Annotated in this window: 6 protein-coding genes; all 6 read right to left on the reverse strand. The window is 69.6% G+C overall.

Features of this window, described 5'->3' with window-relative positions:
* Nucleotides 1-21: 21 nt before the first annotated feature.
* Nucleotides 22-5541 (reverse strand): Ig-like domain-containing protein, encoded by a 5520-nt coding sequence (locus FB475_RS05165; RefSeq protein WP_141853021.1) that lies wholly within the window; start codon nucleotides 5539-5541, stop codon nucleotides 22-24.
* Nucleotides 5542-5616: 75 nt separating this feature from the next.
* Entirely contained in the window at nucleotides 5617-7827 is a 2211-nt protein-coding gene (locus FB475_RS05170; RefSeq protein ID WP_141853023.1) for a hypothetical protein, read from the reverse strand.
* Nucleotides 7824-8810: a glycosyltransferase family 2 protein gene (locus FB475_RS05175; RefSeq protein WP_141853025.1), complete on the reverse strand. Its 987-nt coding sequence runs from the start codon at nucleotides 8808-8810 to the stop codon at nucleotides 7824-7826. Before FB475_RS05175 ends, FB475_RS05170 begins: the two co-directional genes overlap by 4 nt.
* A 43-nt stretch (nucleotides 8811-8853) precedes the next feature.
* Nucleotides 8854-10398 (reverse strand): gamma-glutamyltransferase, encoded by a 1545-nt coding sequence (locus tag FB475_RS05180; RefSeq protein WP_141853027.1) that lies wholly within the window; start codon nucleotides 10396-10398, stop codon nucleotides 8854-8856.
* A gap of 64 nt (nucleotides 10399-10462) precedes the next feature.
* Complete coding sequence (pheT, locus tag FB475_RS05185; protein ID WP_141853029.1) at nucleotides 10463-13039, reverse strand: phenylalanine--tRNA ligase subunit beta; 2577 nt, start codon at nucleotides 13037-13039, stop codon at nucleotides 10463-10465.
* On the reverse strand, nucleotides 13039-14148 hold the full coding sequence (gene pheS / locus FB475_RS05190) for a phenylalanine--tRNA ligase subunit alpha (protein WP_141853031.1): 1110 nt from the start codon (nucleotides 14146-14148) through the stop codon (nucleotides 13039-13041). The genes pheT and pheS overlap by 1 nt, the downstream gene beginning before the upstream one ends.
* Between the last annotated feature and the right edge of the window lie 10 nt (nucleotides 14149-14158).

The following is a 14158-nucleotide window of genomic DNA, read 5'->3' on the forward strand; positions in this document are numbered from 1 at the left end:
CTAATGACTCACGACACTAGTTCACCGTCGGCTGCGAGCCAGCCCCACGAGAGTTGCGCCGAGTGCCACCAGTAGGGCGGCCAGGGTGAGGACCACCGGTGGCGGGCCACCGGTCGGGGGGCGCTCCACCGATTCTGCGGTCACGTTGGCCGGCGCCGCGGTCGCAGACGTCATCGTTGAGGTTCCGATGAATGCCGCGACCGGCTTGAGCGTGACCGTACCGCCGGTGCCCGCGCTGTTCGGTTCTGCAGTCACCATCAGCGGGCCGGCGACAGTCACCGCGAGCAGCGCGGTGTCCGAAGTACCGTTCGCGTCGGTCACCCGGTATGCGAGCGCCCGCGTCGTACCGGCGAAGCCCTTCGCCGGGGTGTAGGTGACCGCACCATCCTCCACGACGAACGTGCCCTCGCCCGGAGCCGTGACCGACTTCTTCTGCTGCCCGTCGGAAGGATCGCGCAGTACGACGGAATCCGTGCGCAGCGGCGCCGACTGGTCCCCCGGCTTGTCGTTCTTCAGGACATTGACGGTCACCGGCGTATCGAACGGAGTCTCGGCGCTGTCGTCGGCGATCACCGGCCGGACCGGATCGACCGTGACGGTGATCGTCGAGCGGGCCGCGTTGTGGTTCGAGTCCTTCACCTCGTACGCGACCGGCCGCGCCGTACCGGAGAACGTCGCTTCCGGCGTGAACGTGACCTTGCCGTTGGCAACGACGTACGTCCCCTCGCCCTCACTGACCTGATTGACCAGCACGCCGTCCGTACCCAGGAGCAGGAGTGAGTCGGGCTCGAGCTGAGCTCCGGGGCCGGGTCTGTCGTTCGCGAGCGGGTCGATGGTCACCGCGACGTGCTGCTTGGTCCGGGCGTCGTCCGGCAGCGCGACCGGCCGCGCCTGCACGGTCACCGTCAACACACCGGACCCGAGCGTGCCGTTGCGGTCGGCAACCTGGTACCCCACCGGGACCGCGACGCCCGCGTACCCGTCGATCGGCGCGAACCGGATCGCACCCGTCGGCTGCACCGTGAACGTCCCCTCCCCCGGGACGACGAGCGACGGCAGCGGGTCGCCGTTCACCGGGTCGACCAGCCGGACGCCGCCGGCTGTCAGCGGTGCGCTCGGGTCGCCGGGCTGGTCGTTCGCCAGTACGTCAACGGTGATCGCGGTCGCGTACGGCGTCGTCGCGGTGTCGTCCTTGATCACCGGGACGATCGGCGCGACGCTCACCGTGACGGACGAGCTCGCGAGGTTCCCGGTCGAGTCCTTGACCCGGTACGCGACCGAGACGGCGCCGCGGTACGCCGGTTCCGGGTCGAAGGTGATCTTTCCGGACTTCACGGTGAAGCTGCCCTGCCCCGGGACGACTGCAGTCGGGCCCCAAGTCGTGCCGTACACCTGCAGCGACGCCGGATCGAGCCGAGCGCCGGTCCCGGGCTCGTCGTTCGCGAGCGGGTCGACGGTGACCGTGACGTTCTGCTTGGTGTCGATCGGGTCCGCGACGGCCTTCGGTCCACTTCCGACCGTCAACAGCAGCAAGCCTTCCGCTGTGGTCCCGTTGGCGTCCGCGATCCGGTACGTCGTCGGCGTCGTCACGCCCTGGAACCCCTTGGCCGGCGTGAACTTCACGCCGCCGTACGCGTCGACGGCGTATGTCCCCTCGCCGGTCCGCGTCAGCGTCTTGCTGTACTTGCCGTTCGCGTCCTTCAGCTCGACGCCGGCGGGCTGCAGCGGCGCCGACGGGTCGCCGGGCTTGTCGTTCGCGAGCACGTTGACGGTGATCGCATGTCCGTACGGCGTGATCGCGGAGTCGTCGACGGCCACCGGGTCGACCGGTACGACGGTCACCGTCAGCGTCGCGCCGGCGTAGTTGCCGTCGGAGTCGGCGACGCGGTACGCGACCGGTTGCGCCGTGCCGCGGAACGCGGGCACCGGGTCGAACCGGATCGCCCCGCTCGGCAGGACCGTGTACGTGCCCTCGCGCGGAGCCGTCACCTTCTTCGCGGACCCGATCAGCTCGACCGATCCGCTGTTCAGCGTCGCATCAGTACCGGGACGGTCGTTGGACAGCACGTTGATCGTCACGGTCACGTTCTGCAGCGTGGAGCCGGTGTCGGCGACGGCGATCGGCGGCTGGCCGACGGTGACGGTCAACCGGGCGGTCGTCGTGGTCCCGTTCGTATCGGCGACCTGGTACGTCAGCGGCGTACCCGGCCCGCGGAATGTCGCCGCCGGATCGAACCGGACAGCTCCCCCGTCTACGGTGTACGTTCCCTCGTTCAGGATCCGTACCACCTCCTTCGCCAGCCCGTCCGCCGGATCGATCAGCTGCAGACTGCCCGGTACGAGCGGGGCTGCCGGGTCGCCCGCCTTGTCGTTGACGAGCACGCTCACGGTGACGGTCCTGTCGTACGGCGTCCGCGCGGTGTCGTCGGCGGCGATCGGGGTGATCGGCGCGATCGTGACCGTGATCGTCGAGCGCGCGGTCTGCCCGAACTCGTCGGAGACCTGATACGTCACCTTGGCCGCCGTACCGGTGAACGTCGGCAGCGGATCGACGGTGACCGTGCCGTCCGGGTTGGCCTGGTACACGGCCTGGCCAGGGATGTTCACCAGCTTCTTCAGCGCGCCGTCGGCCGGGGCGACGAGCGTGAGGCTGTGTGGATCGAGCACGGTGCCGACGCCGGGGACGTCGTTGGTCAGTGGACTCAGCCGGACAGGGACGTTCTGCTTGCCGGTCACGGTGTCGGGTTCGGCGGTCGGCGGCGCGGGCTTCGCGACGGTCACGGTCAGCGTTGCGGTGGTCGTCGTACCGTTCACGTCCGCGACGCTGTAGGTGACCGGCGTCGCGACGCCGGCGAACTTCGGCTCCGGGTCGACCTCGATCGTGCCGTCAGCCTTCGTCGTGTACTTCGCCTGCCCGGGCACTACGAGCGTCGCCGCCGGGCCGACCAGCCGTACGGTTCTCGGCACCAGAGGGGTCGACGGGTCGCCGGCCTTGTCGTTAGCGAGCACCGGCACGGTGACGTCGGTGTCGTACGCCGTACTCGCGGTGTCGTCAGCGGCCTCCGGCTGCACCTTCGTCACGCGCACCGTCAGCGTCGACTTCCCGATCGCACCGTTGCCGTCGGCAACCTGGTAGCCGACCGGGGTCGCCGTCCCGCTGAAGGACGGCAGCGGATCGAAGGCCACCGTGCCGTCGGGTTTGACCACGTACTTCCCCTGGCCGGCGACCACGAGTGAGAGCGCCGGATGGGTCGCGGCCAGCAGACGTACGCTGCCGGGCGTCAACGGTGCGCCGGTCGGGCCGGGCTTGTCGTTGTCGAGGACGGACGCGACCACGTTCCGTCCTTGCAGCGTGGTGATCGTGTCCGGGTTCGCGACCGGCGGGCCCGGCGCCGCGACCGAGACGGTGAGCTGAGCGCGGGCCGCCGTGCCGTTCTTGTCGAGCACTTGGTAGGTGATCGGCGTACCGACACCGGTGAAGCCGTGCAGCGGGTCGAAGGTGATCCTGCCGGCGGCCGCGACATACGTGCCCTGGTGCGCGATCGTCAGCTTGTCGAGCAGCTGCTTGGTGACAGGGTCGATGAGCCGCAGCGTCGACGGGATGAGCGGTGCGTCCGGCGAACCGGGCAGGTCGTTGTCGAGGACTGGTACGACGACGGCGGTGTCGAACGCGGTCGAGACCGAGTCACCGTTGGCGACCGGCGTCACTGGGGTGACCGTGACGGTGAGCGTGGACTCGGCGGTCTGGTGCGTGCTGTCGGTGACGCGGTAGCCGATCGACGGACCGACGCCGGTGAACTGCGGTACGGGGACGAAGTCGACGCCGCCGTCGGGCTTCACGACGTACTCGCCCTCGCCCGCGATCACGATCTCCTTCTTGAACGTCGCGTCCGCCGGATCACGCAGTAGGACCGAACCCGGAACAAGCTGCACTCCGGTGGCCGCGTGGTCGTTGGCGAGCGGCTTCACGCTCACGCTGGTGTTCTGCGGCGTGGACGCGGTGTCAGGGGTGGCGACCGGGCGGTCCGGGAGGGCCACGGTGACAGTCAGCTTCGCGGTCGCCGTCGTACCGTTGCTATCGGCAACGCGATAGCCGACCGGTTTCGCCGTACCGACGAAGCCTGGGACCGGCTCGACGCGGACGGTGCCGTCGGTTCCGGCGACGTACTTCGCCTGGCCGACGACGTTGACCATCTGGCCGCACGTCTGATTGTCGACAATGCACAACGTGTTGGGGACGAGCTGCGCGGTCGGATCGCCCGGCTTGTCGTTCGCGAGCACGTTCACGATCACGGGAGCATTGAAGGCGGTCGTCGCGCTGTCGTCGGCCAGCAGCGGCGGAGGCGGCGGCGTGATCGCGAACGGGTAGTCCTCGACCTCGCCCGCATCGGCCGCACCGGTCGGCTCCTCGACCTGCGCGTTGTTGTACCCGACCCGCATCCGCGCGTACGACGCACCGGCCTTCGGCGCGATCTCGCTCCACCGCAACGTCACCGTCGTCTGCCCGGCAGCGAACGAGCTGCACGCCCGCTCCCCCGGATCGAACGTCCCGTTGACGTTGAGGTCGATCCACCCACAAGCACGCCCGGCCTTCGACGCACCGGCCAACTGCAGGTCGGCGGAGTACGACGTCTTGCCGGTGTGCAGCGGTGCGAAGACGGCACCGTCATCGCCCTGATCCGGCACCGCCGGGCCAGTCGCCGCGTTGGCAACGGTCGCGTTGTCCTCGGTGACGCTCTTGCCGAGTTGTACGTCGCTCAGCACCGACCACGCAGCGCCGTACGACGCGGGCGCATCGCCGAAGTCCTCCGGCGTCGACGCGACGATCGAGAACGCGTCGCCGGACGAGCCGTTGTTCAGCGCGGGCAGCTTCGGGTGCTTGGTGAACAGCGCGCTGACGTCGAAGCTGACCTTCGTGACCACGCCGTTCACCCGGATCGAGCCGCAGGCGGCGGTTGCCGAGGTATCGAGGCCGGACGGGGACTTGGTGTTGACGCAGTTCGGGCCGGTGTCGTGGTTCGCGGCCGTGATCGTGTCACTGGTGACGGCGAGGTTGTTGCCCTGGCCGAGCTTCGTGAGGCTGACACCTGGCGTGGTGAGCTTCAGGACCGCGTGCAGTTCGGACTGCGCGACCGTCTGGCCGCTCACGGTCCGGGTGACCGAACCGCCGAGACCGCCGACGTGCAGGACCGGATTGCGCACCGGCTGCGAGAACGCGATCGTCAGCGTGCCGCGGTCGTCGCACCCGCCGGTGGACGCACAGTCGCCGGTGTTCACCACGACGTCCTGCGCAGGCGTCTTCGTCCCGATCGCCGGCTGGTATGTCGTCGGCGTACTCCCGAGGAAACCTGCCGTCGACGGATCGCCGAGCGCGGTCAACCCGCTCGTGCTGATCGTCTGCCGCAGTCCGGAGCCTGGCATCACGGTGGTCGCCGCATCGGTGAACGACGCGGTCGGGACCTCGTAGGCACCGGCAGTGATGCTGCTGAGGCTCAGCAGGCAGGCGGTAAGAAGAATGGCCCCCGGTCGGGTTGCCCGCATGTGTCCAGCCCTCCCGAGCAATCACAAAAGACGGCCGCGGGCGGGCGAACCTTGCCACGTCATGTTACGGGACAATCACTGTCCGAGTTCGTAGATCCTGACCTTGCCGATGCTGTGTCGCAGGACGGCCAACTGGTCGAGCGCGGGCGCCACGGGTCCGTTGCGGGCGTCGGCGTACAGCCAGCGGACGCCGTACTCGCCGTGCAGTTTCCGTAGGGCTGCCGGGGTCGGTGCAGTGAGTGCCTGCTCGGTGAGCGCGTAGCGGTCCGGCCACGGCGACGGCTGTTCGGTGTAGCGGTGACCGCCCTGGCCCTGCTTGGCCATCGCCTGGTTGGTGTACGCCCAGCCTTCGAGGAAGGTACGGCGGCCGGCGATCCCACTGACCAGGTAGCCGCGAGCGTCGCAGCCTGACGCGATCGAGCCCGCCGGGCGGCACCACGTGTTGGTGGCGACCACGTCGGTTGTCGCCGAATTCTGGCCGAGCCACAACGCCGCCTCGGCCTCGTCCGGGTACACCCACCAGTGCGCAGCCCGGTACGTCGGTGCCTTCTCGGTGTCCCCGCGGACCGCGCTCTGCAGGAACGAGCTGATCGGTGCGGTGGAGAGCAGTACGAGTACGACGAGCATGCCGCCGCCGGCTTGCCGCAACGTCAGACGCCAGACGAGCAGCAGGAAGAGCGTGATGCCGAGGACAACCAGCAGCATCCGCGTGCTGAGCCACAGTTGGCGACCGGTCGAGGCCGCTGGAACACCGCGTGCCCAGACGAGCAGACCGGCGTACCCGATCGACAGGACGAAGGCCGCGATCGCGATCGGGATCGGTCGCCCCGACGCACGTGCACTGGTCGCGGCGAACCAGCCCGCTCCGGCCAGGCTGAACGGTGCGGCTGTGTAGACGAAGTACGACTCGCTCACCGAGGGGTGGTCGACCAGGAGATAGCCGGCCCAGCCCGCGATCATCGCGCCGAGCAGGAACCACGCGATCGGGTCCTTCCGGCCCATGACGCCGAAGCCGGCCCAGGACATCGCCTGCAGAGTCAGCAGCAGGCCTAGCAGCAGGCTGAGTGTTCCGAGCACCTCCCCGTGCATGAGAGCCGGGAGAATCAGGCCGCCGTCACCTGGTTGCGTCTTATCGCCCGTGGCAGCTGTGTAGACGGGCAGTGACTTTAGTACGGCCAGGAACTGTAAGCGGGAACCACTGGTACTGCCGGCAACGCTCAGGAAGGTGATGGCGCCGACAACGAGCAGTACGGCAGTCGTACCGATCAGGCGCCAAGGGAGGCGTCGCGTTGTCACCAGTACATAGAGGGCAGCCAGGCCGACGGCTCCTACGAGAAGCGGGAGCACTGTGGGCTTAGAGCCGCCACCTACTAGCACTACGGGCACTATCAACAGCCAGAGCCACCGGGTGCCGTTTCTGAACAGCAGTTCGATCAAGAACACCGCTACGGCAACAGCCGCGACCATGCCGAAGGTCTGCGACGGGCTGAGCAGGCTGACGGGCGGTGCGAGGTTCACGCTGGTGTCGACCAACAAGAACAGCTGCGGCGCGGCCAGGGCGAGTGCCGCGAGTACGCCGGTCCACCACGTGCGGCTGACGGTTCTGGCGAGGGTTGCGCAGACGAGCAGCGAGACGACCAGCCATGGGAGGACCCAGAGTCGGAACAGTACGACGAGCGGTGTGAGCCGCGTCGTGTCCACGGCCGCGGCCATGTCGGCGTTGGCGAACCAGTGGTAGTCGAGGCGCTCCCCCACGACCTGCGGAAGCTGGGGCGGCACCGAGCGCGTCAGCTCGTGCACCATCGACAGGTGGTAGAGCAGGTCCGGGTAGTACGCCTTACCGTCGGGGGGCATCGCGTGGTACGCCATCACGCCGAACGTGGTCGCACCGATCATCACCGCCGCGGACACGGCCAAGCAGACGGTCCATGCGAACGGCAACGGCTTGGGCTCGGCGATCCGGAAGTATCGCCGCCCCGCGATCGCGAACCCGATCAGCAGCAGCGCCGGCCAGACGATCAACCACCGTTGCCAGCCGAGCGCGGTGAAGATCGCCCAGCCGATCAACTGCCAGGTCGCGCCGACGACCGACCCGAGCCCGAGATCCTCCGCCCAGTTACCGGTACTGCGCCAGACCGCCCGCAGGATCAGCGTGCCGGGCAGCGCGATCGCGCCCGCGAAGTACGCGGCGTACTTGAGCACCGGCCCGGGGCCGACGTCCCCGAGCGCAACGAACCCGCCGACCGCCACCAGAATCGGCAGCAGCCACGGGACAGCCCGCTTCATCTCTGAGAGGGCGTCTTGGTTTCGTGGACCGGCTCCTGGTGGCCGTGGTCCTCCAGGCTGTCGTAGCCGACGAGGAACTGCGGCCTCCGCTGGCTCGACTGGAACAAGCGCGCCACGTACTCACCGAGCAGACCGAGACAGAGCAGCTGGATCGCGCCGATCACGCTGACCGCGAGCACCGTCGACGTCCAACCGGGAATGCTGCGGCCGGTCAGCTTGATCACCAGCGCGCCGATCACGAACACGCCGGACATCGCGCCACCGAGCAGCCCGAGCCAGGTCGCCAGCCGCAACGGCGCCGCCGAGAACGCGGTCACGCTGTCGAACGCCAGCCGGATCATCTTCGAGACGCTGTACTTCGTGGTGCCGGCTGCGCGCTCCGCCCGGACGTACCTCACCTCGGTGCTCGGGAAGCCGAGCCACGGGATCACAAGCCGGAACACCCGGCCGTCGTCGGGCAGCGCGTTCACCGCGTCCACCACCCGGCGCGTCACCAGCCGGAAGTCGGCCGCGTCGAACGGGATCTCCTTGCCGACCAGGCGGCACATCAACCGGTAGTACAGCCGGGCGCTGGTCCGCTTCGCCCACGAGTCGCTCGAGCGGTCGGAGCGGACGCCGTACACGACGTCGACGTCCTCTTCTTCGACGGCGCGCAGGAACTCGGCGATCACCTCGGGCGGATCCTGCAGGTCGGCGTCGATCGTGACGACGTACCGGCCGCGGGCGCGGCGGAAACCGGCCGACTGCGCGGCCTGGTGACCACTGTTGCGGAGCAGCCTGATGACGCGCAGCTGCGGCCAGTCCTTCGCGGCGTCGAGCAGCAGCGCGGCGGTCCTGTCCCGGCTGCCGTCGTCGACGACGAGCAGTTCGTACGCGATCCCGAGCCCGTCGAGCAACGGGTGCATCCGCTGGAAGAAGATCGGCAGCACCTCTTCCTCGTCGTACATCGGTACGACGACGGAGAGCTCGGGCTTGTCCCGCATCGGCTGCCTTTCGGATCAGATCAGAGGTTGACCTTAGCGTGCCCTAGGTCGGCGAGATCGCCACCGCTCCGGTGCGGCGCGGGTCGCCGACCGCCAGCAGGCCGTCGGCCGGATCCCAGAACGCGGCCGCGACACCGCCGAAGTACATCGAGTGCGGCGGCATCGGGCGGGTCGGCAACGCGGTCGAACCGGACACCGGCAGGTCGTCCTCGTAGTCGACGACGACATCCTCGCGGACGCGGACGTGCAGCCGCGGATGCTCGACGGCCTCGCGGAGGCTGAGCCCGCCGTGCGTGTACAGGGCGTAGACCTGGGCGATCGCAGTGGGGATCCGGTCCGAACCGGGCGAGCTGATCGCGAGCACGGCGCCGTCGCTGTCGCGTCGGGCGACGCTCGGCGCCATGTTCGAGGTGAGCCGGGTGCCCGGGGCGAGGCTGTGCGGGCCGCCGTGCAGGAGCTCCTGCTCACCGAGCGCGTTGTTCAGCCAGATGCCGGTGCCCGGGGTGAGTACGCCGGAGCCGTAGCCCGAGGAGACCGTGATCGCGCACGCGTCGCCCTCGTCGTCGACGACCGACACCGTCGCCGTACTCGGGGAGGTCAGCGCGCGCAGGTCACCGGCCGCGGCCAGGTCGAGCAGCTTCTGCCCTTCGAGCTTCCGTGCGTCCTCCGCATCGAGCTCTGCGAGCCGGCGGCCCAGTACGGCGTGCTGCACGTCGATCAGGCGCTCCAGCTCCGACTGCCGCCAGCTCCCGTCGGTCGGTACGCCATCGAGCAGCGCGAGCATCGCCGCCGCCGCGACTCCACCGACCGCGGGCGGCGGGTTCGTGGCGAGCCGCCAGCCGTTCTGCTTCACGACCAGGGCCGGACGGACGACGGCCTCGTACGCCGCGAGGTCCTCGGCGGTGAGGATGCCGTCGTTCGCGGCCATGTCCTGGATCAGGAGCTGGGCGAGCTGGCCGGTGTACATGGTCTCGGCGCCGTCGCGGCCGATCAGCTCGAGCGCCTCGGCCAACTCCGGGATCACGACCGTACTGCCGGCCTTGATCACCTCGCCGTCCGCGTCGTGTACGACACCGTGGCTGGGTTGGTGCCAGCCGAAGATGATCTCGTGGGTGAAGCCGAGGTAGTACCCCGAGGTGCGGCTCAGCGGGAAACCGTTGCGGGCGACGTCGATCGCGGGCTGGACGACCTCACGCCACGGCGCCTTCCCGGATCGGCGATGGGCCAGGTCGAGCGCCTTCATCCCGCCCGGTGTGGCGACCGATCCGTGGCCGACGGTGGTCGTCGTACCGCCGCCGTAGTCGGTGGTGATGTCCCAGACGCCGCGCCCGAAGCTGTCCGTCGACAGGCCGCGGCCGGGCATCTCCACCCAGCCGTCGATCGTGACCGGCTCACCGCCGGCCACCTGCAGCGTGACGAACCCACCGGACGCCGGCGACACCACACCGATCTCGTTCACCATCGTGACGAGCGTGGCCGCGATCGCGGCATCCACCGCATTGCCGCCCTCGGCCGCCACCCGCACACCGGCATCGGCAGCCGCCACATTCGGCGCCGCCACCGCCACCCGCGGATGCCTGCCGCTCATCGCAACCGACCCGCCCGGTCGGGGGTGACCGGGGGACTCGTGCGGGCGCCCGTGGGCATGGTGGTCAGCCGACCCGTTGGACGGCGTTGAAGCGGTCGACCGTCACCTGGACCGCGGCCTGGCGGGCATCGGCGACCTCGTTCTCCTTCAGCGTGCGGTCCGGGGCCCGGAATCGCAGCGCGAACGCCAGCGACTTCTTGCCCTCGCCGATCTGCTCGCCCGTGTACACGTCGAACAGCCGCACCGACTCCAGCAGCTCGCCCGCACCTTCGGCCAGCGCATCCTGTACGTCGGCCGCCGGGACGTCCGCCGCCACGATCAGCGCGACATCCTCCTTCGCGACCGGGTACGACGAGAACGGGTGCGCGGTGATCGACTCCGGGCCCGCCGCGATCAGCGCGTCCAGGTCCAGCTCGAGCGCACTCGACCGGGCCGGCAACCCGAACGCCTGGCACACCTTCGGGTGCAGTTCGCCCGCGTGACCGACGACCGTGCCGTCTTCGAGCGAGAACTCCGCACACCGGCCCGGGTGCCACGGCGCGAGCTCCGCGTTCTTCACCACCGGCTCGACGCCGACCGCGGACGCGATCAGCCGAGCGATCTGCACCGCGTCGGCCCAGCCGGCCGGACGGCCCTTGCCCCACCAGCCGGTCGGCGTCAGCGAACCGGTCAGCACCGCGCCGACGTGGAGCGGCTGGTCCGGGAGGGCGTCGTACAGCGCCTGGATCTCGTCGTCGCTCGGGCGATGCGCCACCGACGGCAGCGGCGCGGGCTTCGTCTCGGCCTTGGGCAGGAAGACCAGGCCGGTCTGGAAGATCGCCAGGTCCGTGGCGCCGCGGCCGACGTTCCGCTCGGCGGTCCGGAGCAGGGTCGCGAGCAGGGTCGTCTGCATCGACGGCTCTTCGTCGGACAGCGGGTTGACCAGCTTGACCGTCGTACGCCGGGAATCGTCGGCCGGAATAGCCATCGCGTCGAAGTCGGCGTCACCCGTGAACGGATAGGACACCACCTCGGTCAGCCCGGCACCGACCAGCGCGGTCGCCACCCGACGCCGCCGCCGCTGCGACACCGTGAGCCCCTGCCCACCCGGCGCCGCCGGCAACACCGAAGGCACGTTGTCGTACCCGAACAGCCGAATGACTTCCTCGGCAAAGTCGTTCGGATCCCGCAAATCCGGCCGCCAGGACGGCGGGGTCACCGCCAACAGATCATCACCAACCAGCCTGGACGATCCAAGGGTGGTGGTACCGACGGTCTCGAGCGCGGGGGCGTGTGCACCCGCCGCCAACGGAGCGGCGACCGCGTCAGCCGCGGCAGCCTCGACCGTACAGCCGACGGACTGCAGGTGCTTCAGAGTCTCGTCCAAGGTGATGACCGCGCCGGCGACTCGGGCTGCGTGGTCGGCGCGGAGGTTGACCGGGGACGGGGCCGGGTGTGTGTCGACGACGGTCTCGTCCGGGAGGATCGTGCCGCCGGCGTGTTCGGCGAGCAGGTCCGCGACGCGCTGGGCGGCGTACCGCGGGAGGGCCGGGTCGACCTCGCGTTCGAAGCGCCGCGATGCCTCCGACGACAACTTGTGCCGGCGCGACGCGCGCGCGATCACGATCGGGTCGAAGTGCGCGGCCTCGATCACGACATCGGTGGTCGCATCGGAGATCTCGGTCGACGCACCACCCATCACGCCCGCGATACCGATCGGCCCGGAGTCGTCGGTGATCAGCAGGTCCTCGGCGTCCAGCTCGCGGGTCTGGTCGTCGAGCGTCATCAGCTTCTCGCCGGCGTTCGCCCGCCGGACGACGATCCCGCCGGACAGCCGCGCCTCGTCGTAGGTGTGGATCGGCTGCCCGAGCTCGAGCATCACGTAGTTCGCGACGTCGACCCCGATCGAGATCGGCCGCATCCCGGACGCGAGCAGCCGCTTCTGCATCCACCGCGGCGACAACGCCTGCGGGTCGATCCCGGTCACCGTCCGCGTCACGAACACGCTGCACGCGCCAGCATCGTCGACGCGCACCGGATACCCATTCGCACCCGAACCGTTCAACGCGAGCTCGGCCGGATCCTTGAGCGGTACGCCGTACGCCGTCGCCGCCTCGCGCGCGACGCCGCGGATCGACAGGCAGTACCCGCGGTCGGGCGTCACCGCGATGTCCAGCACGTCGTCCCGCAGCGAGAGCAGCTCGATCGCGTCGTCACCCGGCTTCGCCTCGCCGGGCTCGAGCACCACGATCCCGTGCGTGCCGTCGTCGCCGAGGCCGAGCTCCGTGCTCGAGCAGATCATGCCGTTCGACACGTGCCCGTACGTCTTCCGCGCGGCGATCGCGAACCCGCCGGGCAGCACCGCACCCGGCAGCACGACGACCACGAGATCTCCGACCTCGAAGTTGTGGGCGCCACAAACCACCCACTGCGGCTCGTCCTTGCCGATGTCGAGCGAACACCAGCGGATCGTCTTGCCGTTCTTCTGCGGCTCGTTCTCGTACGTCAGCACCTTGCCGACCACGAGCGGCCCGGTCAGGTCGGACTCCTCGACGGTCTCCACCTCGAGGCCGGCCCGGATCAGCTGCTCCGCGACCTGGCGGCCGGTGACGTCAGCCGGGAGGTCGACGTACTCACGAAGCCATGACAGTGGGACCCGCATCAGATCTCCATCCCGAACTGGCGGCTGAACCGCACGTCACCCTCGACCATGTCCCGCATGTCCTCGACGCCGTTGCGGAACATCAGCGTCCGCTCCAGGCCCATGCCGAAGGCGAAGCCCGAGTACCGCTCGGTGTCGATGCCGTTGGCCTGCAGCACCCGCGGGTTCACCACGCCGCAGCCGCCCCACTCGATCCAGCCCTCGCTGCCACAGGTACGGCACGGGCGGTCCGGGTTGCCGACGGACGCGCCGCGGCAGACGAAGCACTTCAGGTCGACCTCGGCCGACGGCTCGGTGAACGGGAAGAAGTTCGGCCGGAGCCGCGCCTCCAGGCCCTCGCCGAACATCGACACGACGAAGTGGTCCAGGGTGCCCTTGAGGTGGGCGAGCGTGATGCCTTCGTCCACCACGAGGCCCTCGACCTGGTAGAAGACCGGCGTGTGCGTCGCGTCCAGCTCGTCGGTGCGGAACACCCGGCCCGGGCAGATCACGTAGATCGGCGGCTTGCGGCTCAGCATCGACCGCGACTGCACCGGCGACGTGTGCGTCCGCAGCACCTTGCCGGAGCCGGCCGGCTCGACGAAGAAGGTGTCCTGCATCTGCCGCGCCGGGTGGTCGGGCTGGAAGTTCAGCGCGTCGAAGTTGAGCCACTCGGCCTCGACCTCGGGACCCTCGGCGACATCCCAGCCGAGCGCAGTGAACACGTCCGCGACCTGTTCGGAGATCAGCGACAGCGGGTGCCGCGCGCCCAGCTCGGGGGTGTGCCACGGCAGCGTCACGTCGACACGCTCGGTGGCGAGCATCTGCTCCTCGTGCTCGGCCTCGAGCACCGCGAGCCGGGCCGCGAACGCCTCGTTGATCGCCTTCCGGGCGGCGCCGATCCGCTGACCGGCCTCCTTGCGGGCCTGCGGCGGCAGCGCGCCGATCTCCCGGTTGGCCAGCACGATCGGCGACTTGTCGCCCAGATGCGCCGACTTCGCCTCCTGCAGGGCAGCCAGATCGGCCGCCCCGGTAAACGCCGTCAAGGCCTCGTCACGGGTCCGCTCCACCTCTTCGGCATGCAGCGGCGTCACTTCGACCGGGTCGTAATCAGTGTTGGGACCGGACATGGCTCGCTCT

It is taken from the genome of Kribbella jejuensis (assembly GCF_006715085.1).
Lineage (GTDB): Bacteria > Actinomycetota > Actinomycetes > Propionibacteriales > Kribbellaceae > Kribbella > Kribbella jejuensis.

What these genes read in the sequence shown, in the direction of transcription:
- FB475_RS05165 (WP_141853021.1), bottom strand. Translation starts at nt 5,541, where the DNA reads ATGCGGGCAACCCGACCGGGGGCCATTCTTCTTACCGCCTGCCTGCTG.
- FB475_RS05170 (WP_141853023.1), bottom strand. Translation starts at nt 7,827, where the DNA reads ATGAAGCGGGCTGTCCCGTGGCTGCTGCCGATTCTGGTGGCGGTCGGC.
- FB475_RS05175 (WP_141853025.1), bottom strand. Translation starts at nt 8,810, where the DNA reads ATGCGGGACAAGCCCGAGCTCTCCGTCGTCGTACCGATGTACGACGAG.
- FB475_RS05180 (WP_141853027.1), bottom strand. Translation starts at nt 10,398, where the DNA reads ATGAGCGGCAGGCATCCGCGGGTGGCGGTGGCGGCGCCGAATGTGGCG.
- pheT (WP_141853029.1), bottom strand. Translation starts at nt 13,039, where the DNA reads ATGCGGGTCCCACTGTCATGGCTTCGTGAGTACGTCGACCTCCCGGCT.
- pheS (WP_141853031.1), bottom strand. Translation starts at nt 14,148, where the DNA reads ATGTCCGGTCCCAACACTGATTACGACCCGGTCGAAGTGACGCCGCTG.